The organism is Fimbriimonadia bacterium, assembly GCA_039961735.1.
GTDB lineage: Bacteria > Armatimonadota > Fimbriimonadia > Fimbriimonadales > JABRVX01 > JABRVX01.
Map to the genome: position 1 here is coordinate 16,673 of JABRVX010000016.1, position 22,133 is coordinate 38,805.

At 62.3% G+C, this 22,133-nt stretch carries 21 protein-coding genes; 15 read left to right on the plus strand and 6 right to left on the minus strand.

The annotated features are described in order from the left end of the window. Entirely contained in the window at positions 1-1,353 is a 1,353-nt protein-coding gene (gene argH, locus HRF45_06160) for an argininosuccinate lyase (protein MEP0766112.1), read from the minus strand. Between the two features lie 8 nt (positions 1,354-1,361). After that, positions 1,362-2,585 (minus strand): argininosuccinate synthase, encoded by a 1,224-nt coding sequence (locus HRF45_06165; GenBank protein MEP0766113.1) that lies wholly within the window; start codon positions 2,583-2,585, stop codon positions 1,362-1,364. A 116-nt stretch (positions 2,586-2,701) separates the two neighbouring features. On the opposite strand from HRF45_06165, the gene HRF45_06170 reads away from it, so the two are divergent. Genes HRF45_06170 through argB form a run of 6 tightly spaced genes read left to right on the plus strand, consistent with a single transcriptional unit; the run spans position 2,702 to position 8,261 of the window. Then, positions 2,702-3,139, plus strand: a complete 438-nt coding sequence (locus HRF45_06170; protein MEP0766114.1) for an arginine repressor — start codon at positions 2,702-2,704, stop codon at positions 3,137-3,139. Between the two features lie 4 nt (positions 3,140-3,143). Then, positions 3,144-4,196, plus strand: coding sequence for a hypothetical protein (locus HRF45_06175; GenBank protein MEP0766115.1), 1,053 nt, complete (start codon positions 3,144-3,146; stop codon positions 4,194-4,196). Further along, the gene (gene argC, locus HRF45_06180) at positions 4,193-5,239 is read left to right on the plus strand and encodes an N-acetyl-gamma-glutamyl-phosphate reductase (protein ID MEP0766116.1); all 1,047 of its coding nucleotides are present in this window, start codon (positions 4,193-4,195) and stop codon (positions 5,237-5,239) included. The genes HRF45_06175 and argC overlap by 4 nt, the downstream gene beginning before the upstream one ends. Before the next feature lies 1 nt (position 5,240). Further along, the gene (locus HRF45_06185) at positions 5,241-6,371 is read left to right on the plus strand and encodes an aminotransferase class III-fold pyridoxal phosphate-dependent enzyme (protein MEP0766117.1); all 1,131 of its coding nucleotides are present in this window, start codon (positions 5,241-5,243) and stop codon (positions 6,369-6,371) included. Next, positions 6,368-7,345 carry an N-acetylornithine carbamoyltransferase gene (locus HRF45_06190; GenBank protein MEP0766118.1) on the plus strand — a complete coding sequence of 326 codons (978 nt, stop codon included), beginning with the start codon at positions 6,368-6,370 and terminating at the stop codon, positions 7,343-7,345. The genes HRF45_06185 and HRF45_06190 overlap by 4 nt, the downstream gene beginning before the upstream one ends. Before the next feature lies 1 nt (position 7,346). Further along, complete coding sequence (gene argB, locus HRF45_06195; protein ID MEP0766119.1) at positions 7,347-8,261, plus strand: acetylglutamate kinase; 915 nt, start codon at positions 7,347-7,349, stop codon at positions 8,259-8,261. 198 nt (positions 8,262-8,459) lie between these two features. On the opposite strand, the gene HRF45_06200 is transcribed toward argB, so the two are convergent. Then, the gene (locus tag HRF45_06200) at positions 8,460-10,010 is read right to left on the minus strand and encodes a 5'-nucleotidase C-terminal domain-containing protein (protein MEP0766120.1); all 1,551 of its coding nucleotides are present in this window, start codon (positions 10,008-10,010) and stop codon (positions 8,460-8,462) included. Between the two features lie 211 nt (positions 10,011-10,221). On the opposite strand from HRF45_06200, the gene HRF45_06205 reads away from it, so the two are divergent. The 6 genes from HRF45_06205 to HRF45_06230 all read left to right on the plus strand — a co-directional run bounded on the left by HRF45_06205 (position 10,222) and on the right by HRF45_06230 (position 16,706). Beyond that, entirely contained in the window at positions 10,222-11,013 is a 792-nt protein-coding gene (locus HRF45_06205) for a succinate dehydrogenase (protein ID MEP0766121.1), read from the plus strand. A gap of 2 nt (positions 11,014-11,015) precedes the next feature. After that, a complete protein-coding gene (locus HRF45_06210) occupies positions 11,016-12,809 on the plus strand; it encodes a fumarate reductase/succinate dehydrogenase flavoprotein subunit (GenBank protein MEP0766122.1) in 1,794 nt (597 codons plus the stop codon). Beyond that, positions 12,809-13,549 carry a succinate dehydrogenase/fumarate reductase iron-sulfur subunit gene (locus HRF45_06215; protein ID MEP0766123.1) on the plus strand — a complete coding sequence of 247 codons (741 nt, stop codon included), beginning with the start codon at positions 12,809-12,811 and terminating at the stop codon, positions 13,547-13,549. The genes HRF45_06210 and HRF45_06215 overlap by 1 nt, the downstream gene beginning before the upstream one ends. 13 nt (positions 13,550-13,562) lie before the next feature. Next, the gene (locus HRF45_06220; protein ID MEP0766124.1) at positions 13,563-13,883 is read left to right on the plus strand and encodes a cupin domain-containing protein; all 321 of its coding nucleotides are present in this window, start codon (positions 13,563-13,565) and stop codon (positions 13,881-13,883) included. A 279-nt stretch (positions 13,884-14,162) separates the two neighbouring features. Then, positions 14,163-15,179 (plus strand): NAD-dependent epimerase/dehydratase family protein, encoded by a 1,017-nt coding sequence (locus HRF45_06225; GenBank protein ID MEP0766125.1) that lies wholly within the window; start codon positions 14,163-14,165, stop codon positions 15,177-15,179. Positions 15,180-15,275: 96 nt separating this feature from the next. Then, on the plus strand, positions 15,276-16,706 hold the full coding sequence (locus HRF45_06230) for a hypothetical protein (protein MEP0766126.1): 1,431 nt from the start codon (positions 15,276-15,278) through the stop codon (positions 16,704-16,706). A 3-nt stretch (positions 16,707-16,709) separates the two neighbouring features. Here the strand turns inward: HRF45_06230 and HRF45_06235 are convergent, their stop codons facing one another. Continuing rightward, a complete protein-coding gene (locus tag HRF45_06235) occupies positions 16,710-18,020 on the minus strand; it encodes a DUF58 domain-containing protein (protein MEP0766127.1) in 1,311 nt (436 codons plus the stop codon). Between the two features lie 73 nt (positions 18,021-18,093). Between HRF45_06235 and HRF45_06240 the strand changes: the two genes are divergently transcribed. Next, positions 18,094-18,855, plus strand: a complete 762-nt coding sequence (locus HRF45_06240; GenBank protein MEP0766128.1) for an RDD family protein — start codon at positions 18,094-18,096, stop codon at positions 18,853-18,855. Positions 18,856-19,247: 392 nt separating this feature from the next. On the opposite strand, the gene HRF45_06245 is transcribed toward HRF45_06240, so the two are convergent. Continuing rightward, a complete protein-coding gene (locus HRF45_06245) occupies positions 19,248-19,910 on the minus strand; it encodes a peptidylprolyl isomerase (protein MEP0766129.1) in 663 nt (220 codons plus the stop codon). A 55-nt stretch (positions 19,911-19,965) separates the two neighbouring features. Between HRF45_06245 and HRF45_06250 the strand changes: the two genes are divergently transcribed. Further along, a complete protein-coding gene (locus HRF45_06250; protein MEP0766130.1) occupies positions 19,966-20,958 on the plus strand; it encodes a hypothetical protein in 993 nt (330 codons plus the stop codon). Positions 20,959-21,039: 81 nt separating this feature from the next. Continuing rightward, positions 21,040-21,474, plus strand: a complete 435-nt coding sequence (locus tag HRF45_06255; GenBank protein MEP0766131.1) for a hypothetical protein — start codon at positions 21,040-21,042, stop codon at positions 21,472-21,474. Here HRF45_06255 and HRF45_06260 read toward each other — a convergent pair. Further along, positions 21,471-21,668, minus strand: coding sequence for a hypothetical protein (locus HRF45_06260; protein ID MEP0766132.1), 198 nt, complete (start codon positions 21,666-21,668; stop codon positions 21,471-21,473). The genes HRF45_06255 and HRF45_06260 overlap by 4 nt on opposite strands. Between the last annotated feature and the right edge of the window lie 465 nt (positions 21,669-22,133).

The window sequence follows — 22,133 nt, forward strand, 5'->3', positions numbered from 1 at the left end:
TTAGACGACACCCATAAGCAGGCGCTCCGTTTGCCTCAGCCGCTCCACGGTTGCCTCCTTCTTGTCCCTCAGCTCGGCCAGCTCCACGATTGCCTCTCGCGCCTCGCTGTCGGACTGCTCGCGAACGATCTCGAAGTCGGTGCGCAGCGCGTCCATATCCATCGCGCCCTCGGCGTAGAGACGGGCCGCCTCACGGTATGCCTCTCGGAAGGGCATACCTTCTCCCAGCAGGCGGTACGCCTGGTAGGTGACGTATATCTCGTCGGTCATCGCGGCGCGCAGGCGGTCCTCATCGGGCCGAATTCCCTCCACGAGCAGCACCGCGATTTCCATCATCGCTTCCGTCTCGCGCACTGCACGGAACAGCGGCTCTTTAGTGTATTGCAGGTCGCGGTGGTAGTTGGATGGCAGCTTGGCGGCGACCATCGCAAGCTCGGAGGCCGCGCCGCGCACGCGCGCGGCGCGGCCTCTTAGCAGCTCCGCCAGATCAGGATTGTGCTTCTGCGGCATGATGGAGGAACCGGTGGTCAGCTCGACGGGCAGCCGGAAGAAACCGAACTCCCGGGTTAGGAGCAGCGAGAGGTCGCACGCGAACTTCTCCAGTAGCGTGGCAATCTCGCAGGCCCAAGCAAGGAAACGGCCCTCGTGACGGCCGCGGCTGTTCTGGATGTCCACCACACTGCGCTGCGGGCGCGCAAAGCCGAGCAACCGCGCAGTCATCACTCGGTCCAGCGTCAGAGGTACGCCAAACCCTGCCGCCGAGCCCAGCGGACACTCGTCCAAAGAATCGAGTAGCCGAAAGCCCTGGCGCACCAGGTCCAAGCAACCCTCGACGAACGCATGGAGCCATAGCCCGAGCGAGGAGGGCATTGCAGGTTGAAGATGGGTGTAACCCGGCATCGGGATGGTGCCGAGTTCGTCACGGCGAGACAGAAAAGCGTCCGCCAATGCACACGAGCTGTCAATCCACTTCAGCGCGCGATCCCGCAGATACAGCCGCACGGCCAGCAGCACCTGATCGTTCCTGGAGCGACCGGTATGGATCTTCTTGCCCGCATCCCCTACCAGCCGCGTCAGCTCTCGCTCAATGGCGGTGTGGCAGTCCTCTTCCTCCGGCGCGATCTCGAACTCGCCCTTTCGCCACTGCTCGATGATCGTAGCGAGCGCGTGGACGAGCCTATCCGCCTCGTCCTCGGTCAGCACGCCGATGGATGCCAGCATTCGGGCGTGTGCAGCGGACCCGAGACAGTCGAACGGCACCAGCTCTAGATCGAGAACGGGGTCGTCACCCACGGTCAGGCGGCGCATCCGCTCGTCCACTTTCTCGCCCTTGTCCCACAGCGGTTTCGGCATTCGCTCCTCTACTTCGCGTGCTCCAGGATCACGTTGTGCGCCTTGAGCCGGATGGCATTGATGCGGATGAACCCCTGCGCGTCCTTCTGGTCGTATCCGCCTTCGATGTCCATGCTGGAAAGGTCCTTGTCATACAGCGAGCTTTCCGACTCGCGCCCCACGACGGTCACGTTGCCCTTGTACAGCTCCAGGTACACCGTGCCCGTGATCACCTCCTGGCTCTTGTCGAACGCTTGTCGCAGAAAGTCCATCTCCGGCGAAAACCAGTAGCCGTAATAGATCAGCTCGGCAAAGCGCGGCATCAGACTTTCTTTGAGCCTGTGCACTTCGCGGTCCATGGCGATGCCCTCCAGGTCGGCGTGCGCGGTCCACAAGATGGTGCCGCCCGGCGTCTCGTACACGCCCCGGCTCTTGATGCCCACGTAGCGGTTCTCCACGATGTCAACACGTCCGATTCCGTTCGCGCCACCGAGCTCGTTGAGGTAGAGGAACAGCGAAAGCGGGTCGGTCTCCACGCGCCCGTCGTCTCGGTTCTCCACCTTGGTCGGCAGCCCGTCCTTGAAGCTGATGGCGATGCGGGTCGTGCGGTCGGGTGCTTCTTGTGGCGAGACGGTCATTCGAAACATATCGGCGGGCGGCGCCGCGGCGGGGTCCTCTAGGATGCCCGCCTCGTAGCTGACGTGCATCAGGTTGGCATCCATGCTATAGGGCTTTTGGTGGGTGACGGGCACTTCGATGCCGTGCTCCTTGGCGTAGTCGATAAGGTCCGTGCGACCCTGAAACTGCGCCAGAAACTCGGGGGTCTTCCAGGGGGCAATCACCTGAATGGTGGGCTCCAGGGCATAGAAGGTGAGTTCGAAGCGCACTTGGTCGTTGCCTTTGCCGGTGGCCCCGTGCGCGACGTAGCGTGCGCCCTCGCGGCGGGCGATTTCCACATGCCTCTTCGCGATCAGAGGCCGCGCAAGGGCCGTGCCGAGCAGATATCGGCCTTCGTAGATGGCCGAGCCCTTGAGCGCGGTGAAAATGTAATCGGTCACGAACTCGCGCCGCAAGTCCTCCACGTACACCTTGGAGGCGCCGACCTTCAGCGCGTTGGCGCGGACCGCCTCGAGGTCTTCCTTCTGCCCCACGTCCGCTACGTAGGCGATCACGTCGAAACCCCGCTCCAAGAGCCACTGCAGAATGACCGAGGTGTCCAGACCCCCGCTGTAGGCGAGCACGACCTTTTCCATCTATCCTCTCCTCCGCCGCGTCAAAGACTTGATTTGCATAAAGTCCCAATTGCGGCTTGACTTTTTGGCTGAGATCGCAGTATTATGCTCATACTCTAGCCGATTATGCAATAAGAATGTTCCGAACACGAGACGAAAGAACTAAGAGGCAGCAGGCCCTTCTGCGCCTTCTGCCTCGCAAAGCCTTCTCGCGGCAGTCGGAGGTCGCCGATGCGATGCGGCGCCTCGGTTTCTCGGTGACCCAGTCCAGCATTAGCCGCGACCTGCGCGAGTTGGGGGTCGTCAAGGTCGGTGGGCGCTACGTGAGCCTGCATCGTTCGGAGGCTCGTGACCCTTCGCCGCCCGCCCTGATCCGCTCCGTGGAGCCCGCAGGACCCAACCTGATCGTGGTCAAGACTCCCATCGGCGCGGCGAACATCGTGGGAGTGGACATTGACAACCGCGGCTTGGATGGGCTCGTCGGCTCGGTGGCGGGCGACGACACGGTGTTTCTCGCCGTGCGAAACAAGAAAGCGCAGGACCGCGTGCTCGGCGAGCTGCGGAGGCTGATGTAGCGTGATCCGCCTTATCGCCGACAAGATCGCCGCTGCCACCAAGAACGTGCCCTTGCGCAACGAGGTGCGGTGTCGCAAAGACATCGTGGCCACCGAAGGCTATCTCGTCGCCGGACGCATTCATGGCGAGAAGGCCGTGTACAACACGCTCGAGAACACCCAAGGACGCATGGTGCCTCTGCACGACGGTGACATCGTGGTAGGGGTATTAGGTCACCGCAAGGCCCTGCAGGGATACAGCGGCGAAGTGCCCCAATCCATCCGTGCGGGAGACCAATTGCACGTGCTCAACCTCGGCGGCGTGATCGGCAAGTGCACCTCGGTCAACCCCGACGTGGGCGAGCCATTCGTCTTCGAGGTGCTCGGCACAGTGTTAGTATTCCCGGAGTTCGGTAGTCGCACCGGCGTTCCTGCGCACGTAGGGATGAACGCGATACGTGGAAACGGCTCGCTAGGTGACTGCCCGGTGGTATTCGTAGTAGGCACTTCGATGAACAGCGGCAAGACGCTGGCATCTTGCCATATCATACGCACGCTGGCGACTGCGGGCATTAAGGTGGGGGCGTGCAAGCTGACGGGTGTCTCGCTCCTGCGTGATACCTTGCACATGAGCGACTACGGGGCTGCCTGGGCGGTCTCGTTCATGGATGCCGGCATCGTAACCACCGACCCCGATACGGCGGTGAGCACGGCACGAACCCTCATCTCCCACCTGGCTCACGAGGGCGCAGACGTGATCGTCGCCGAGCTGGGTGATGGACTGTTGGGACAATACGGCGTGAGGGACATCCTCGCCGACCCCGAGATCGCGCGAAGATGTAACACTCTGATCCTGTGTGCCAACGATCCGGTGGGAGCGTGGGGTGGTATGCGGCTGTTATGCGATGAACTCGGGCTGACACCACATGCCGTCAGCGGTCCTACTACGGACAACGCCGTCGGGACCTCGTATATCGAGCAATCGCTAGGTGTGAGGGCGATCAACGCGCGGTCGAGCGGACGAGTGCTCGGAGCGCACGTGCTGGAACGTGTGCGAGCGATCGGTGGTAAGTCGTGAAGCGAGTGGGAGTGGCGATACTCGGAGGAACGGGGTACGGGGCGGGCGAGACGTTGCGCCTGCTCACTCATCACCCGGACGCCGAGGTGGTTTGTGTGGTGTCGTCGGGGTCGGCTGGCCGCACGATCTCCGAGGCTCATCCTCACCTACGAGGTTTCTACGGCGGTGCATTCGCCGAGGCCGTGGATTGGGATGTACTCTGTACCTACTCGCATCGTGTGCTGGTCTCGGCGCAGCCGAACGGCGTGAGTGGCAAGCAGCTCGCAGAGTTGGCTCCGGTGTGTCGCGACCGAGGTGTTAGGATCATAGATCTCTCCGGCGACCTCCGATTGGCTGACCCCGGGGCGCATCGGCTTTACTATCCCGAATCTTCCCGGGACGAGACGCTGCGGCAGCAGGTGGTGTATGGGCTTCCCGAGCTGGCCGGGGATGAGGTGCGTGGTGCCTGGATCATTGCAAACCCCGGGTGTCTGGCTACCGCGTGCATCTTGGCGGCCGCCCCCTTCGTTTCAGATGTAAGCGGCAGGATCGTGTTCGATGCGAAGACGGGTTCTTCCGGTGCTGGGAGATCCCCTCGGGAGACCACCCATCATCCCGTCAGACACTCGAACTTTTTCGCCTACAAGCCACTCACACACCAGCACGAGCCGGAGATCGCACAGACTCTCGGCAAACTCGCAGACTCGGCCCCCGAGTGCGTGTTCGTGCCGCAAAGTATGGCCGTAAGCCGCGGCATCTACGTGACAGCGCATCTGACCCTACGTGATGCGATGACGTCTGCTTCGACACTGGCACGCGTGAGAGAGTTCTATGCCGACGCGCCGTTCGTCCGCGTGCTGGATGATCCGCCGGAGCTGCAGAATGTGGTAGGTAGCAACTTCTGCGACATCGGGGTTGCCGCACGCGATCACGACGTGGTGGTGATGGCGGCACTGGATAACCTGATCAAGGGTATGTGCGGGACGGCGATCCAGAACCTGAACCTGATGTGCGGACTGCCTGAAACGACGGGCCTGTGGCACCCGGGATGGAGGCCCGTCTGACATGAGCGCACTGGTAGACACCTACGAGACGCTACCATTCACCGTGATCCACGGTGACGGGATGTATGTGTACGACACCGACGGCCGGGAGTATCTGGACCTTTACGGCGGACACGCGGTCGCGCTGCTGGGCCACTCGCCACCCTCGGTCGCACAGGCCATCGCGGAGCAAGCAAAGTCGCTGCTCTTCTACTCCAACGTCGCTCCGCTGGACGTCCGCGATCGTGCCGCGCGTATGCTCACCGGCTTCGCAGGGGCACCATACGACAAGGTGTTCTTCTGCAACTCCGGCGCAGAAGCGAACGAGAACGCGCTGCGGCTCGCTGTCGAGAAGCTCGGGCGATCGAAGATTGCAGCCCTGCGAGGTGCATTCCACGGGCGCACGCTACTGGCGGCGGCAGCCACCGATCAGGCGAAGCGCGCCGAATCGCTGAACCCTTGGTCTGGCCCTGTGTTACGACTCGTACCCAACTGCACCGAGGAGATCCGTCAGATCGACACCGACACAGCCGCTGTCATCGTCGAGCCAATCCTCAGCATGGCAGGAGTGATCACCCTCGATCACACCTACCTAGAGGCGTTGGTAGTGAGGTGCCGAGAGGTGGGCGCATGGCTCATCTTCGACGAAGTTCAGACGGGAATGGGCAGAACCGGCGTGCCATTCGTCGCGGGTTCGCGCGGCGTGTTCCCGCAGATGGTGACGCTCGCAAAGGGGATCGCAGCAGGCGTGCCGATGGGTGCGCTGCTGATGACGGGCGAAGTGGCTGAGCAGGTGAAGATGGGTGATATGGGCTCGACGTTCGGGGGCGGCCCGCTGGCATGTGCAGCGATGTGTGCAACCGTCGAGACGCTGGAGGCCCAGGATCTGGCAACGAACGCCGCAAGGATCGAGAGCTGGGTGAAGCGGCACTGTCACGTAAAGGGAGTGGAAGCGGTGCTCGGCAGGGGAGCGCTGTTGGGGCTGCGGCTGTCACTACCAGCGAAAGAAGTACACGATGCGCTGATGGAGCGCGGCATCATCACGGGCAAGAGCCGCGATCCGCACGTGCTGCGTTTACTGCCGCCACTGATCACACGAGAGCAACATGTTATCGCATTGGCGAAGGCCCTCGGGGAGGTACTACACGCATGAGACACTGGGTGACGATGTTGGATTGGGACGCCGGCGAGCTGAATGCCCTGGTAAGCCGGGCCGCCGAGCTGAAAGCGGGTGCCACCGCCGACGCGCTGCGCGACCGCATTCTCGGGATGCTGTTCTTCAACCCCTCTCTCCGCACGCGCGTCTCCATGGAAGCGGCGATGATGCGCTTCGGAGGCCACGCGGTCACGCTGTCACCCGGAGCGGACTCCTGGCGCATCGAGTATGAGGATGGTGTCCGAATGGATGCCGATAGGGCCGAACACGTTCGGGAAGCCGCCCCGGTGCTCAGCCGATATTGTGATGTGTTAGGTGTACGCTCCTTTGCAGGCATGAAGGACTATTCCGACGACCGACAGGACACGGTGATACGTAGCTTCGCACGATTCGCGACCGTTCCCGTCGTGAATCTGGAGTCTGCCATCGAACACCCGTGCCAAGCTCTCGGCGATATGCTCACTATGAGAGAAAGACTGGGGTCCACGGAGGACAGGAGGTTCGTTCTTACCTGGGCGCCCCATGTGAATCCGCTACCACTCGCGGTGCCACACTCTGCGGTGCTTGCGGCCTCGTTGGCCGGTATGCATGTCACCGTTGCTCACCCAGAGGGTTATGAGTTGGACGACGAGATCTCGAGCCGCGTAGGACCAGTGCAGATCACACACGACCAGTCGGAGGCACTCCGTGCGGCCGACATCGTGTACGTCAAGAGTTGGGGTGCGCGGGCGATGTACGGTGACATCGAGCGACAGCGCGACAGCTTCCAGCGGCATTCGGACTGGATGGTATCCCTACGGAAGCTGCCACCGAAGTCGCACTTGATGCACTGCCTGCCCGTGCGACGCAATCTGGTGATCGCGGACGACGCCCTGGATAGCGATCGGTCCATCGTAATCGAACAAGCGGAGAACCGCATGTGGGCGCAGGCAGCCATTCTGGAACACCTGCTCCAGCAGGGGGGAAACTGACATGACGAGCGACATGGCTGCGCTGCGCGCAGCACTTCCCTACATACGCTCCTACAAGGACAAGTGCTTCGTAGTGAAACTCGCAGGCGAGCTGTGCAAAAGAGGAGCACAGCTCGACCATGTCGCCGAACAGCTAGGTGTGCTGCACCAAGTGGGCATCCGACTTGTAGTAGTCCATGGTGGCGGCAAGCAGGCGACAGAACTGGCGGATCGGTTGGGTGTGCAGAGCGAGTTCGTAAACGGCCGGCGCATCACATCCGAAGAGATGCTAGAAGTTGCCAAGATGGCGTTCGCTGGCACCGTGAACACCGACATCATTGCGACCATGCGCAGGCAGAGTGTTCCGGCCGTGGGCCTCAGCGGGATCGACGCCGGGCTGGTGAAGGCCAAGCGCCGCCCACCCGTCAAGCTGAAGGATCCCGGCACGGGCGAGATCCGACAGGTTGATTTCGGCTTCGTGGGGGATTTGCAGAGCACTGACTGCTCCGTGCTACACGACCTCGTCGCTGCCGGCTACGTGCCGGTGGTGTGCTCGCTGGCTGCGGACGACAGCGGTCAGGCGCTCAACGTGAACGCTGACACGCTCGCCTCTCGGCTCGCGCAGGACCTCGGCGCCACGAAGTACATACTACTCAGCGCCGTGGATGGTGTGATGCATGATCCGAACGACCCCTCGACGCTGATCCCCGAGATTGACATCGCGAGGGCGGAGAGCCTGATTGCCACGGGGGTCATTACGGGCGGCATGCTACCCAAAATCACCACGTGCATCGAGGCGCTTCACGGCGGCGTACCACGTGTGCACATCGTAAACGGTCTGGCGCGTGAGGCTCTGTTGCGCGAGATCTTCACCAACGAGGGCTCCGGCACACTCATCCTCCCCGGCACCCCCGCGAAGCAGGAGTCGGAGTCGTAACCGACCAACAGGGTCCTCTGGCCCAGTGGCTAGCCTGCTACCTGTCATCCCGAAGGAGCGGTGAGAGGTGCTGACGTCTGGCATGCCGCCTACCACTACCACAGCGCCGGAGGGATCGCTCTCTGTCTTCCCACCCAACCGGTGGGGCCGAGCGTAACTACCTTCCACGAGCAGTGTGGCCTGATGCCCCCGGGGCCGTCACCTGCGAACCCTGACTCGCCCCTCTCCACTGCGGGACAGAGGCGAGTGGGATTTGATGTATTCGACTAGCGCGTCGATGTCCAGCAACCCCGTGTCGTAGCGGTAGCCGGTCGCAGCCTTCAGCACCTCGTGACCATCACCACCCGCGGCAGTGAAGCTGTTCACAGTCACTCGATAGGTGGTCCCGCGGTCCAACGGCTTCCCCGCAATCATAACGTCGGATACTCTGCTGCCTTGGGGCTTGCCCTGATCAATGACGTAGGATGTACCTCGAGAGGGGTGAAGCATCCCACCGCCTCCCGCGCCGTGCTCCAGTGACTTGAGCAGATCTTCGCCCGTCAGGTCCATCACGATGAGGGTGTTGTTGAAGGGTTGCACCGATATGGCTTGCCCATAGGTGATCGGACCGGGCTCGAGGGCGGCCCGCACTCCGCCCGCGTTCATGAAGGCAGCCACCGATCCCTGCTTGGCCGTGGCCTCCAGCATCGCATCGGTGATCACGTTCGCCATGGTGTTCTCGCCGGGAAAGCTCGCGACGGGGCCGAGCGGTGTGTCGGTAATCCCGATTCTCTCGCTCTGCAGGCTCGCGATGGGTCGCTGGAGCGCGGCGATCAGCGACCTTACCACCGGGTCTTCGGACAGGTCCTCGGTTACGGGAATTGGCTCGGAACCGCTCCAGCCAGTCACCCGTCCCACCTCGTCGAACTGCACCCGAAGCTTGCCAACTATCTTGCCCCACTCCCATGCCTGAACCACGAGCACGGTCTGCCCGTCTGCGCCGCGTACCACGGTCGGATAGGCTCCCCGCGACTGGGGCGCGCCCGGAAACTCCATCTTGCCGAGGGGCGTGTGGCTGTGGCCGCCCACGATCACGTCCACACCTTTCAGCTTTCCAGCCAAGGCCACGTCCTCCGAGTACCCGATGTGCGAGAGCAGCACGATCTTGTCAATCCCGTCGCCCAGCAACTTGTCCACCTCTGCCTGAACGCTGGAGAGGAGGTCGCGCATCTCGATGCTCTCGCCGGGAGAGGAGATGGAGAACAGATCCGGCGTGATTGCGCCCACCACGCCGATGCGCTGCCCCCCGATCTCGATGACCGTCGAGGGGTGGACGAGCCCCTTCAGATCGGGGTCGGCGGAGACGTCCAGGTTCGCGGCAAGCAGCGGAAACTGCACGAGCTTAGCGAAAGTAGCCAAAGGCTGCGGCCCACGGTCGAACTCGTGGTTCCCGACCGCCATCGCCTGGTAGCCGACGAGGTTCATGCACGCGGCATCGGCAAGTCCCACGTACACGTTGAAGTACAACGTGCCTTGGAAGCTGTCGCCGGCATTCAGCACCAACGGGTTGGGGTTCTCGGCCTTCAGCCTGGCGATGAGCGCGGCCTGGCGCGCGTAGCCCCCGATCGGGTTGCCCGCGAGTCGGGCCGGTTCCACTCGCGAGTGGATGTCGTTGCTGTGCAGGATGGTGAGATCGAAGGGCTGCGCGACGGCTACGGCAATCGTGAGCGCCAGCGCGAGGAGGGTGCTGATCGGTCTTGGCTTTTTCATCACGGCGGTGAATGTACCCCGTTCATCGGCTAGGCCCTATGACGAAAGTACCCAGAAGGGATCCGGCGGCAGGGGTAGAATGCTCCGTCGGGGCGTCGTTCCCACGGTTCCCCGTTCGCCACTCGATCGGTTCTGCGACTTCGCCCAGCCGGCAGCGCGAGAAGACGGACGGGCACGGATCGGCGGACGGCTCGCTTTCCCTGGAGGTTCAATGGCGACTAACGCACCTGCGACCACCGGCGCAACGTGCATCGCCCACCCAGTTCGCCAGGACGCATGGTGGGTTACTCCGCTGCTGACCGTGGTGGTCTTCGTCGGCTTCATCATATACTCGTCGTGGCGAGCGCTGGAAGGTTTCTACCAGCCCGGAACTACACATTTCATCCAAGAGCCTTACGTCTCTCCCTTGTACGCGTTGCACTTCGTGAAGAGCGGGTGGGGGTTTCTGGCAAGCACCAACGTCTCGCCGGCGCTGTTCGTGTTACCCATACCGCTTTTCTTCCGGCTGACATGCTACTACTTCCGGAAGGCCGGCTACCGTTCGTTTCTTGCCGACCCACGGGCGTGCGCGGTGCCGGAAAGTCGCAAGAAGTATGCAGGAGAGACAGTGATGCCTTGGGTGTGGGTGAACCTGCATCGCATCACCTTCTTCTTCGCCGCCGCGCTGGTGTTTCTCACCTATAAGGACACGGTCGAGGCGTATATCTTCGATGGACGTTTCGGCATCGGGGTGGGCAGTCTGCTGTACACACTCGAGGCGGTGATGGTGACCCTCTACACCTTCTCGTGCCACTACTTCCGACATCTGGTGGGGGGCAAGATTGACTGCTTCGACTGCCCGGGCGGTGCCGTGCGCTACAGCCTGTGGCGATGGGTCACGGCGTGGAACGTGAGCCACATGCAGTGGTTCTGGGCCAGCCTCGTCTCCATCATGTTGATTGACCTGTACATCCGTCTTCTCGGCGCGGGCGTGATACCACAAGACCCCAGGATCGTGTTCTAGCGATGGAAACCTACGACAGCTTCGAGTATGACGTGTTAGTGATCGGAGCCGGCGGTGCAGGGCTGCGCGCCGCCATCGCCTCCATCGAGTCGGGAGCGAGCACGGGCTTGGTGTGCAAGTCGCTGCTCGGTAAGGCGCACACCGTGATGGCCGAGGGGGGCGCCGCGGCAGCTCTGGGAAACATGAACGAGCCGGACGATTGGCGTGTGCACTTCGTGGACACGATGAAAGGCGGCAAGTTCATCAACCATCCGCGAACGGTGGAAATCTTCGCCAAGGAAGCACCCGACCGTATCCTGGAGCTCGAGAAGTATGGCGCGGTGTTCGACCGTACGCCGGACGGCAAGATATCGCAGCGCCCGTTCGGGGGGCACCTGTATCGCCGTCTGAATCACGTCGGCGATCGCACCGGTCTCGAGCTGATTCGCACGCTGCAGGATAAGGCAGTTAGCCTAGACGTGCACACGCACATGGAGGTGACACTAACACGCCTCCTGCTGGATGACGGTCGCGTGATCGGGGCCTTTGGCTATGTGCGAGACACCGGGAAGTTCGTGCTGTTCCGCGCCAAAGCGGTGGTGATAGCTACCGGCGGGTGGGGCAAGATGTTTCGTGTTACCTCCAACTCTTGGGAAAGCACCGGGGACGGTGCAGCGATGGCCTTCTTCGCAGGCGCGCAACTGAAGGACATGGAAATGGTCCAGTTCCACCCGACTGGTATGGTCTGGCCTCCGGGTATGAAAGGCATTCTCGTAACGGAAGCCGTCCGAGGCGAGGGCGGCATCCTGACTAACTCGCTTGGCGAGCGCTTCATGTTCAAAGACGAGTATATGCCCGAGCAGTATCGGGGGCAGTTCGCCGAGGACGAGGCGGAGGCTCGCAGGTGGCTGGACGACAAGAAGAACAACCGACGTCCCCCCGAGCTTCTGCCTCGAGACGTGGTAGCACGCTCCATCTACAAGGAGGTGCAAGCGGGACGTGGTAGTCCACACGGCGGTGCCTTCCTGGACATTCGCCACCGTGGGGCAGCGTATATCAAGGCCAAGCTCCCCAGCATGTACGAGCAGTTCCACCGGCTGGGAGACCTCGACATAACGAAAGAACGGATGGAAGTGGCTCCCACCATTCACTACACGATGGGTGGTATCGCCGCCGACCCAGAGACGTGTGCTACCACCCTGCCCGGGTTGTACGCGGCTGGCGAGTGCGCCTGTGGTCTACATGGCGCGAACCGATTGGGGGGCAATTCATTGTCCGATCTCCTGGTCTTCGGGCGACGGGCCGGTCTCGCCGCTGCGGAGTTTGCCAAAGCCAACGCACCTGGAAAGTTGGACGAAGAACAGGTGGAGGTGGAAACTCGCTCGCTGCTGGCACCGTTCGAAGGTGGCAACGAGAACCCATTCCACTTGCACTCCGAAGTCCAGGACATCATGGGTGAACACGCAGGGATTGCCCGGACCACTGCGGGTCTAGAAGAAGGTCTAGCGAAGATGCTCGCCGTGAAGGCGCGCCTACCCAACCTGAAGGCGGAAGGCGGGCGAGCGTACAATCCTAGCTGGCACACCTGTCGCGACGTGGTGCACATGGTGGCACTCGGCGAGGCCATTCTACGCAGTGCCGCCGAGCGCAAGGAGAGTAGGGGGGGTCACTGGTATCTGGACTACCCGAACGAGTCGGACGAGTGGGCGAAGAAGAACGTGACTGCTACGTTCGTGGACGGAGAGGTTCGAATCGGCTCATCGCCAGTTCCGGAGATGTCTCCAGAGTTGAAGGCACTATTCGAGGGGAAGAAGTAATGGCGGAATACACGCTGAGAGTGTTTCGAGGGGATGCGAAGGGTGGTGAGGAGCGCGAGTACCGCGTGCAGGCAGCGGAGGGCTGGGTGGTCTTGGATGCTATCCATGCTATCCAGAGGGAGCAAGATGGCTCGCTTGCCTGCCGCTGGAACTGCAAAGCGGCTAAGTGCGGCTCCTGCAGCGCGGAGATCAACGGTATCCCATCACTCATGTGCAAGACGCGTCTCGACGCTCTGCCACCCGGGCCAATACGTGTGTATCCTATCAAGACCTTCCCCCTCATCCGCGACCTCGTGACGGACGTGTCCTGGAACTACGAGCAGGCCAAGAAAATCCAAGCATTCACCTACGATCCGAAGATCGGAGATCAGCCTTTTCGCATTCGGCAGCGTGACGTCGAGCGCGTGCAGGAGTTCCGTAAGTGCATCGAGTGCTTCCTGTGTCAGAACGTGTGTCACGTCCTGCGCGAACACCAGCTGAAAGATCACTACTTCGGCCCTCGACAGATGATACGTCTCGCAGGACTCGAGATGCATCCTATGGACATTGCCGATCGCGCCGAGATGATTTGGCAAGAGGCAGGCGTCGGCTACTGCAACATCACCAAATGCTGCGAGGAGGTGTGTCCCGAGAGCATTCGTATCACGGACAACGGTATCATCCCCCTGAAAGAGCGAGTGATCGATTCGCGCGGCCTGCTTCGCGTGCTCCGAGGCCTGGTCCGGAGACGGACGGGATAAGAAGGAGGCAAGGATGGACTATCTTTACCTGCTCGATCCGACCGTCGGTGTCGAGCCACCCGTGGACGGCATTCTGAGCCGTACCTTGCTGGACGACGAATATGCCAAAGTGTTAGTATTCGGCTTCGGCGCTGGGCAGGAGCTTTCCGAGCATACCGCCTCCATGCCGGCGCTTTTGCAGTTCCTGAAGGGTGAGGCGGACCTCACACTAGGGAAGGACTCCACTTCGGCGGTCGCAGGCACTTGCGTGTACATGAGGCCGAACCTGCCTCACAGCGTCCACGCCAAGACACCGGTGGTGATGCTGTTAGTATTGATGAAGCGTCCGACATGAGCTCCCAGCGAGTCGGGCGCCATGTCCGTCCACACATTCGCGGTAATGACAGACTGGTCCGGCGGCGACACCGCTGGTGGTCATTCTCGCGTAGGCCGAATCCACTGATCTCGGCGTCTTGGCCCGCACCCGCCGGTGCGCACTCACAACGCGCCCGGCGCAGGCCCAATGACCGCGCCGGGGTACGAAGTCGGCAGTCGGTGTGGTTTGGGAGGTAAGACGCGGCCTGGGGCGAAGCCTGCCCTTAGATGTTAGCGAGTAGACGGAAGGGGACTCCCAATGAAGGTCCTGGTACTTGGCGGTACGCTCTTCATCGGCCCTCAGGTGGTGCGGCGCCTGGTCCGCGAGGGGTGCGAGGTGACCGTCTTCCACCGCGGAAAGAGCAACGCAGAGCTGCCCGACACCGTCGAGCATCTGCTAGGCGACCGCAACGAGCTTCGTAGTCATGCGGACACCCTCCGAGCAGTGGTGCCCGACGTCGTATTGGACATGCGGCCGCTAGACGATACCGATGCAGAGGCGGTCCTCGACGTCTTCGTAGGATATGCACGTCGAGTGGTCGCAATCAGCAGCGTGGACGTGTATCGTGCCTACGGCAAACTCCTCGGCAACGAGAAGGGACCTCCCGACCCGGTTCCCCTCACTGAGGATTCGCCCCTGCGCGAGCGCCTGTACCCCTATCGGGGGGAGACCCCTCGCGCGGCCGACGATCCCAGGCGAAGGCTGGACGACTACGACAAAATCCTTGCCGAGAAGGTGTTCCTGTCCGACGATCGCCTCCCGGGCACCGTGCTCCGCCTGCCGATGGTGTACGGGCCCCTCGACTACCAGCACCGGCTTTATCCTTACCTAAAGCGAATGGACGATGGGCGCCCCGCGATTTTACTGGACGAAGCACAATACCGTTGGCGAGACTCTCACGCGTACGTGGGCAACGTGGGGCATGCCATCTCGCTCGCTGTGCTTCGCGACGAGGCTGCCGGGCGGGTGTACAACGTAGCGGAGCCCGAGCCGTACACCGAAGCCGAATGGGTGCGGCGCGTGGGCCGAGCAGTTGGCTGGAAAGGCGAGGTGGTCGCGGTGCCCGCTGGACGCCTAGGCGAGGAGGGCGACTTCACGCACCATCTGGCGGTGGATTCCGGCCGCATCCGCACGGAGCTGGCCTACACGGAGGAGGTGCCCGAAGACCGCGCGCTGGCCGAAACCATCGAGTGGGAACGGGCTAACCCCCCAGAACCGCGGCCGGAGTTCGACTACGCCGAGGAAGACCGCATTCTCACCGAGCTTCGAGGCTGAATGTTGCCAAAGCGCGAGTCCTAGGTTAGAATGAAAGGAGTCGCGGTATTTAGCGCCGCGAACCATTGGTCCCTGGGGAAAGCAGGAGTGAGGTAGATGCAGCTTGGAAGCCGCGGCCTCGTAGCCGCCATTGCCACGCTGGGGTTGGCAGGCCTATTCGTCAGCTCCACCGTTTCACAGGCACCGGGAGATACGCCGGTTCTGCCCGGTCACATTGACCAATCGCAAATCGAGAACAACAGGTACTCGCTCGCCGATCTGGTGAACTTCGGGCGTTTCCTGTTCACTGCCAAGTTCAACAAGCTGGACGGCTTTGGGCGTCCGGCAGCGACCGGAGACGGCAACCCGACGAAGCGAATACCGGACTCTGCGCCTTTCATGATTAGAACCTCGGGTCCGGATGCCGGGTCGTGCGCTAGTTGCCACAACGATCCCGAAGCGGGCGGTTCGGGAGACTTCGTCGCCAACGTGTTCGTACTTGCTCAGGTTCGCGACCCCGTCGTGGAGTCTATCTCGTCGGAGTTCAGCAACGAGCGGAACACACTCGGCATGCACGGCTCGGGTGCCATCGAGATGTTGGCCAGGGAGATGACGGCCGACATGCACGCCATTCGTGCGGACGCCATCGCGGCCGCCAAGAGGACGGGCCAGCCGGTGACTCGCGAACTCAGAACGAAGGACGTCTACTTCGGCAAGATCACCGCAAAGCCCGACGGCAGCGTGGACACCTCGCAAGTGGAGGGAGTCGATCCGGACCTGATTATCAAGCCGTTCCACCAGAAGGGCGTGGTGAACTCCGTTCGCGTGTTCACGGTGAACGCATTCAACCACCACCATGGAATGCAGGCCGTCGAGCGCTTCGGCATGCAACGGACGGGCGAAGCCGACTTCGACGAGGACGGCGTGACGGACGAGCTCTCGGTCGGTGACATTACGGCGGCGACTATCTTCCAGGTTGCGCTCGCAATCCCGCAGCAAGTGATGCCGAAGAAGGGAAGCGAGATCGCGTCGGTGGTTCGCGGCCAGAACCTATTCGAACAGATCGGCTGCGCCGACTGTCACCGCCCCGCACTCATCCTAAACAATCCCGTTTACTCCGAGCCCAACCCCTACAACCCGCCGGGCAACCTTCGCCCGCAGGATGTACGCAGGTCGTTCCAGCTCGACCTCACCAAGCAAGGATTAGGGAACCGGCTCGAGAGACTTCCGGGCGGCAAAGCCATAGTGCGGGCGTACACCGATCTGAAGCGACACGTAATCTGTGACGAACAGGATCCGTTCTTCGCGAACGAGCGCCTCGTTCAGGGTGGGGTCCCGTTGGACCAGTTCATCACCCGCAAGCTGTGGGACGTGGGCAACTCCGGACCCTGGGGCCACCGGGGGGACTGCATGAGCATCGGCGAGGCCATCGTCCATCATGCCGGCGAGGCGCGACCGTCACGGGAAAAGTACCTGGCACTGACGGAGCAACAGCGACGGGACATCGTGAACTTCCTGAAGACGTTGCAGGTGGTTCCACCTAGGTAGGACCTATAGCAATCCGCGGGCTTTGATAGAAGTGTACTCGTTGACCAAAGCGGCAGCGAGGCGTTCCGGTTCCGCGTCTACCACCCGAATACCAGCATTCTGCAAGCGAGTTACGGCGGCGCGGCGATCTTCTGAAATGTGGGTCGCCACCGCCCGCTCGTACAACTCCTTCGGGGTGTTGGGAGAACGGGATGTCAGGCTTTCGATCTTCGGGTCGGAGACGGCGACGGCCATGCATAGGTGATGGCTACGTAGTGCGAGCAGGGCGGATAGCGTCCCGGCCGAGCTTTCCGGCTCCACCAGGTCCGTGAACACCACCACCAGCGACCGCCTTCGCCAGCGCGCTCGTAGGTGGTTGAGGGCACGCTGCAGATCGGACTCGACGGCCTCCGGCTGTATGCCGTGCAACTCCTGCAATATCCTGCCAATCTGTGCGCGTCCCTTCTGTGGGGCCGCGAACCGCACCACACGATCGTGATAGAGCAACAATCCCACGCGGTCCTGCGCTTCCACAGCGGCATGTGCCAGCATGAGAGCGGCGTCTATCACATGATCGTACTTGCTGACACCGTCCACTTCCGCCAGCATGAGGCGCCCTAGATCCAGGGCCAGGATCACGGGTTGACTTCGCTCGGCCTGGTACTGCCGCACGACGGGCTTACCGCGCCGAGCAGTAGCCTTCCAGTCCAACCTGCGGATGTCATCACCTACTTGGTACTCTCGCAGCGACTCGAACTCCGAGCCCGCACCCTTCAGGGTGGCGCGTCGAATCCCGATCTCCCGTAGGTGGCCCCGCCGCATGAGCAGGTCGTACTTGCGCAGCGCAAGGATGTTAGGATATACGGCAACCTCGGTGCGCAGCGGCAACCGATACGTTCGCAGCACCAATCCGAGGGGCGCGGGTACACGCAGGAACAGCTCTCGAAACTCGAACGAGCCCCTATCGGGAGGTGTTACATGATATCGAAGCACGGTATCCTTACCCGGCTCGAGCACGACCTCGCGAGCAGCACGATCCGTATCGAACTCCGGAGGCGGCTCGTCGCGGATCGTGGCCTGCAATCGCTCAGTTCCTCGATATCCGACGTTCACTACCACCAGATTCGGCGTGCGAGCGGATAGCACGGGATCGTGGCTCCTGGCCGCTTGGAACTGATCGGGTTTGGGGGCAAGGCGATAGGTGACAAAGGCAACCACCAGCAGCGCCACGTCCCAGGCTACGAGGTAGAGCACGAACCCCTCGGACAGCAGAGAGGCCAACCCGAACACGCTCCCGGCAAGCAGCAACAGCCAGAACCGGCGGGTGAACACCATGCCCGGAGTGTACCTAGCGCACCCGAGCCGAGCCCTTGCCGAGGCTCTATGGTTCGCGGGATAATGCTGGCGAATGCGGCAAGAAGTCACCATCCTCACCCCGGAGAAGGTGGAACTCAGCTTCCGACTCGCGGGCCTGGCCTCGCGGACCGGAGCAGTGCTACTCGACATCGGTATCTGGCTCATCGCCATCCTGGCGGCGATGTTAGGGTGGGCCTGGCTATCCTCACGCTTGTCCGTACCAGAGAACCTGGCAGATACCGGGTTCTATATCATCCTCTATTGCTCACTGGTCGGTTTCTTGCTCTACTTCGTTCTACTGACATGGCTGAAACGTGGCCAGACGCTGGGCAAGCGGATGGTAGGTCTGAGAGTCATTGGTCAGAACGGAGGAGCGGTGTCTCTGCCCTCCGCCGTCTTGCGCACCTTGCTGATGGCGGCCGATGCGTTCCCAGTGCTGCTGTTAGTGGATGTGGTACTGCTGTTCCTCTCGGCTCGCTGCCAACGATTGGGTGATATGGTCGCTGGCACGTTGGTGGTAATCGCCCGAAACCCACACAAGGTATCCGGCCAGGCGATGCCGCCGCAGGCATGGAATCCCTATCTGGATTGCGTGCATTCCGTGTCCCGTCTCGACGAGCAGGACCTGCAAGCCATTCGAACGCTACTGAGTCGGTACCTCGACCTGGATAGCAAGGTTCGCGACCGCCTGCGCGCAGAAATATGGGAGTCGGTTAGCTCGCGAGCGGAAACGCAGTTCCCACCCGATGCCTCGACGCTACAACGCCTGCAAGCCATCGCCGCCAAACTCGAACGCGACCTGGAAAGACGGTAGGTGGTCATCACGCGATCGGCTGGATGCCGCCGCTTGCGTTGGAGGCTCAGAACATGCAGGGCAGGCTCGTGAGCGAGGCCTAGAAGTTTCGGCTGCCGACTGTCACCGAGCCCTCGACCTCGGACCACCTTGGCAGCCGAACGTCGAGGCTTGCGCCGCATGGAACTCGGAGGGATTACACGCATAGGACGCAAAGGATACGCCGAGATCGCAGAGGCGGATTCGACGGTCGTTCGCGAGCAGCCCCTCACCCCGATCCTCTCCTCCAGGCAGGGTCAGGGAGGGAGCCTCCACGAGGCATCCAGCGAACTCCTAAGCCCTAACGATTCGGTGCCGCCTACTACCAGCCTTACCACCACTCGCCACCCCCAACCGATCATGGGGCGGTGAACCTACGGCTGGCTGGGCTTCTCGACAACCGGGACGACTCCGCAGTCCGTGATTTGGCTACCCAGCGTCAGCCCCTCCACCACGTCCAGGCCCTGAACCACTTTTCCGAACACCGCATACTCCGCATCGAGCTGCGGAATGTCCACCAAGCAGATGTACATCTGTGCGTCGCCGCTGTCGGGGTCCTGCGACCGCGCCAAGCCCACCGAGCCGCGCAAGTGCTTATTCTTGTTCAGCTCTCGCTTCACCGTCGTGCCCGAGCCCTTTTCGGGTCGCCCCTTCTGGATGGTGCCGTCCTTCGTGTTCGCGTCGCCGAACTGCACCAACTTGAAGTCCTCGGCCAGCTCGATTCGGTGGACGAGGATCTTCTTGTAGTAGCCCTTCTTGACGAGGTCCAGGATGTGTGCGGTGGTCTCCGGTGCGTCTTCGGTGAACAGCTTGATGTAAACGTCGCCATTGCCGTACACCTCGTCGCTCGGCGTCCGGAAGGTGAGTTTGATGACGGTCTCGCCGGGCTTCGGCTGGTATGGCGGAACGGGCGGAGCCTTGGACTCGACGGCCTTCAACTTGCCGTCCTTGCTCACGTCGCCCTCCGGCGCGTCCGACTGCTTACAGCCTCCCAGCAGCGCTATCACCAGGATCGGAAGAAACCATAGCCTGCTCATCCGCTTACCCTCCACTCCGTGATCAGTTCGGCATTCTGCCCCGATGCCCCGCGACATGTCAAACCAAGCGCCGCCGCAGCGGGACCGGTACAATCCTGGCATGCTCGATCCCGACTTCCTAAAGACCCTCACCGAGGCGCCCGGCGTAGGTACGGCCTGCGGCCCGATTGTCAATCTCCTCCGCTCGCACATGAGCGGCTACCGGTGCACGCTCGTGCCCGATGGCTTCGCCCTGTTCCAGCGCGAAGGGGCAGTACCATCCGACATCCGCGCGGTGCTCATAGCGCACATGGACGAGATCGGTGGCGTGGCGTACGGACCCGCTGAAGATGGCTGGCACCACACCCGATTCTGGGGCAATACGCTTAGCGTGTTCATACATACGCCCCTCCAGGGCATGGACTACCTGGCAGAGAGCTCCGCCGAGGCATTTCCGGTCGACGTGCGCCCCGCCGAGGAGGACCGCCTGTGGGTCCGGGGCGAGGGAGTACGTCCCTATCGCACCGTCTGGACCTTCCGAGAGGATACGCGGTTCGAGGGTGACCGGATCGAAGGCAAAGCTTTGGACCCGCGCGTGACACTGTACGCCGTGGTCGAGTCGGTGCGGCGTATGAACCGACCCGACGTTGCGGCGCTGTGCGTGATGGCAGAGGAGTGCGCGATGGACGTCGCGCGAAAGGCGGTCACCTACCTCGAGCGAAACTGCCCCGCCCTGTCCCTCGTGGTGAATGCCGACGTGCCGTGGATCGAGAACCTCGGCGAGGGCAGGCTGGACCTGCCGGCTGTACGCATCTTCGAAGGACGCAACTTCATAGACCCTTGGTTCGGTATCGCGCTGGCCGAGCGTTTGGAGCGGAAGGGTGTGGAATTTCACCTCACGTCGGCTCGGTCCGGCAGTCAGACACTGTTGTTCACGCCGCTCGCTTCCACGGTGTCGGTGGCTCTGCCCTCGGACGGTGTGCACGAGCCGAGAGTGCGGATGAGCCTGCAGGGCCTCCGCAGGTGCATCGCGCTGCTGGAAGCCATTGTCGCGGACTGCTGTTCTTAGCTTCGGGTAGGGACCTGCCGCAACGGGAGAGAAGTTCCACCGGTAAAGTCTACGACAGAACGAAGTTGGAGGTCGGAGAAGATGCAGCCGACGACAATGGATCGAGTGGTGGGTGTGATCCTCACCCTTTGGGGGCTTTGCAGCGGCGCAGGCTCGGCGCTCGGTCGGGCGGTACTCGAGATGAGTAAGAACAGCCCGAACCTGACCGAAGAGCAGATTGCCGAGGTCGAGCGCCAGATGGAATTGATGACACCGGCCATGATGGCAATCGGGGTGGTACTCGCCATCGCCATGCTCGTGGGCGGCATCGGGACCTTCCTGGGCGCGCGATGGGGGTTCCTCCTCGCGGCGATCGGAACTGGACTGAGCGTCCTTACGGGTGCGTGGAGCATGGTGCAACAGGCGCAGGGAACCACGCCGGCGAGTCTGCTGTGGGGCGGCGTGTTCCTAGTGATCTACCTCGCGATCTGCTGCTATTGCCTTTCCAGACTCGTGACCAAACCGTCACGAGCTTAGGGGTCTAGCGACGGCTCCTCGCCCTTGCTCAGGTCCACGAGCTGCTCCACGCGGAACTTCAGCGGCACGCCGTCCGCCACGGTGATCTCGGTGATGCGGCCGAAACGAATGCGACGCATCGCCTGGAGGAGCCTCCACGTGTTCGGGTGGAGTGTCACCGCGTCGCCCTTGTCCCGATGTGCTTCGTTCTCCATCCTGTCTCCAGCCTCTGTGTGTCGGCCCGACGTGCCGACGGTCTGCTCCACGCGTCGTACAGGGCTCGACCACCGATACCGTCATGCCGAGCCCGTCGAAGCAAACGTCATGCTGAGCCCGTCGAAGCAAGACACCGCAACGACACCCGCACCTCTAACCGTCATGCTGAGCCCGTCGAAGCATGCAACCGCACGCCGCGCGGTGGTATTTTCAGGTGTTAGCATGGCAATAGACGGTCTCATTCTTCGACAGGCTCAGCATGACGGCACAAGGCTTACCACACACGGTGGTCGCCTGTCCCTGACCTCTTGCAGTAGCAACGATGGTCTCGGATCTTCGCGCCACCACCGCCCGTGGTCCCTCCTCCTGACAGTTCGGCAACGACTGTCGCCAACCTGACACCGAGCAGAGAGTCCAACCTGCCATTGGGCCTGCCACCGGTCGCCCCATCCCCCCACTCACCC

Coding starts and splice junctions, on each gene's coding strand:
- argH (MEP0766112.1), bottom strand. CDS start 1,353: ATGCCGAAACCGCTGTGGGACAAGGGCGAGAAAGTGGACGAGCGGATG.
- HRF45_06165 (MEP0766113.1), bottom strand. CDS start 2,585: ATGGAAAAGGTCGTGCTCGCCTACAGCGGGGGTCTGGACACCTCGGTC.
- HRF45_06170 (MEP0766114.1), top strand. CDS start 2,702: ATGTTCCGAACACGAGACGAAAGAACTAAGAGGCAGCAGGCCCTTCTG.
- HRF45_06185 (MEP0766117.1), top strand. CDS start 5,241: ATGAGCGCACTGGTAGACACCTACGAGACGCTACCATTCACCGTGATC.
- HRF45_06190 (MEP0766118.1), top strand. CDS start 6,368: ATGAGACACTGGGTGACGATGTTGGATTGGGACGCCGGCGAGCTGAAT.
- argB (MEP0766119.1), top strand. CDS start 7,347: ATGACGAGCGACATGGCTGCGCTGCGCGCAGCACTTCCCTACATACGC.
- HRF45_06200 (MEP0766120.1), bottom strand. CDS start 10,010: ATGAAAAAGCCAAGACCGATCAGCACCCTCCTCGCGCTGGCGCTCACG.
- HRF45_06205 (MEP0766121.1), top strand. CDS start 10,222: ATGGCGACTAACGCACCTGCGACCACCGGCGCAACGTGCATCGCCCAC.
- HRF45_06210 (MEP0766122.1), top strand. CDS start 11,016: ATGGAAACCTACGACAGCTTCGAGTATGACGTGTTAGTGATCGGAGCC.
- HRF45_06215 (MEP0766123.1), top strand. CDS start 12,809: ATGGCGGAATACACGCTGAGAGTGTTTCGAGGGGATGCGAAGGGTGGT.
- HRF45_06220 (MEP0766124.1), top strand. CDS start 13,563: ATGGACTATCTTTACCTGCTCGATCCGACCGTCGGTGTCGAGCCACCC.
- HRF45_06225 (MEP0766125.1), top strand. CDS start 14,163: ATGAAGGTCCTGGTACTTGGCGGTACGCTCTTCATCGGCCCTCAGGTG.
- HRF45_06230 (MEP0766126.1), top strand. CDS start 15,276: ATGCAGCTTGGAAGCCGCGGCCTCGTAGCCGCCATTGCCACGCTGGGG.
- HRF45_06235 (MEP0766127.1), bottom strand. CDS start 18,020: ATGGTGTTCACCCGCCGGTTCTGGCTGTTGCTGCTTGCCGGGAGCGTG.
- HRF45_06240 (MEP0766128.1), top strand. CDS start 18,094: ATGCGGCAAGAAGTCACCATCCTCACCCCGGAGAAGGTGGAACTCAGC.
- HRF45_06245 (MEP0766129.1), bottom strand. CDS start 19,910: ATGAGCAGGCTATGGTTTCTTCCGATCCTGGTGATAGCGCTGCTGGGA.
- HRF45_06250 (MEP0766130.1), top strand. CDS start 19,966: ATGTCAAACCAAGCGCCGCCGCAGCGGGACCGGTACAATCCTGGCATG.
- HRF45_06255 (MEP0766131.1), top strand. CDS start 21,040: ATGCAGCCGACGACAATGGATCGAGTGGTGGGTGTGATCCTCACCCTT.
- HRF45_06260 (MEP0766132.1), bottom strand. CDS start 21,668: ATGGAGAACGAAGCACATCGGGACAAGGGCGACGCGGTGACACTCCAC.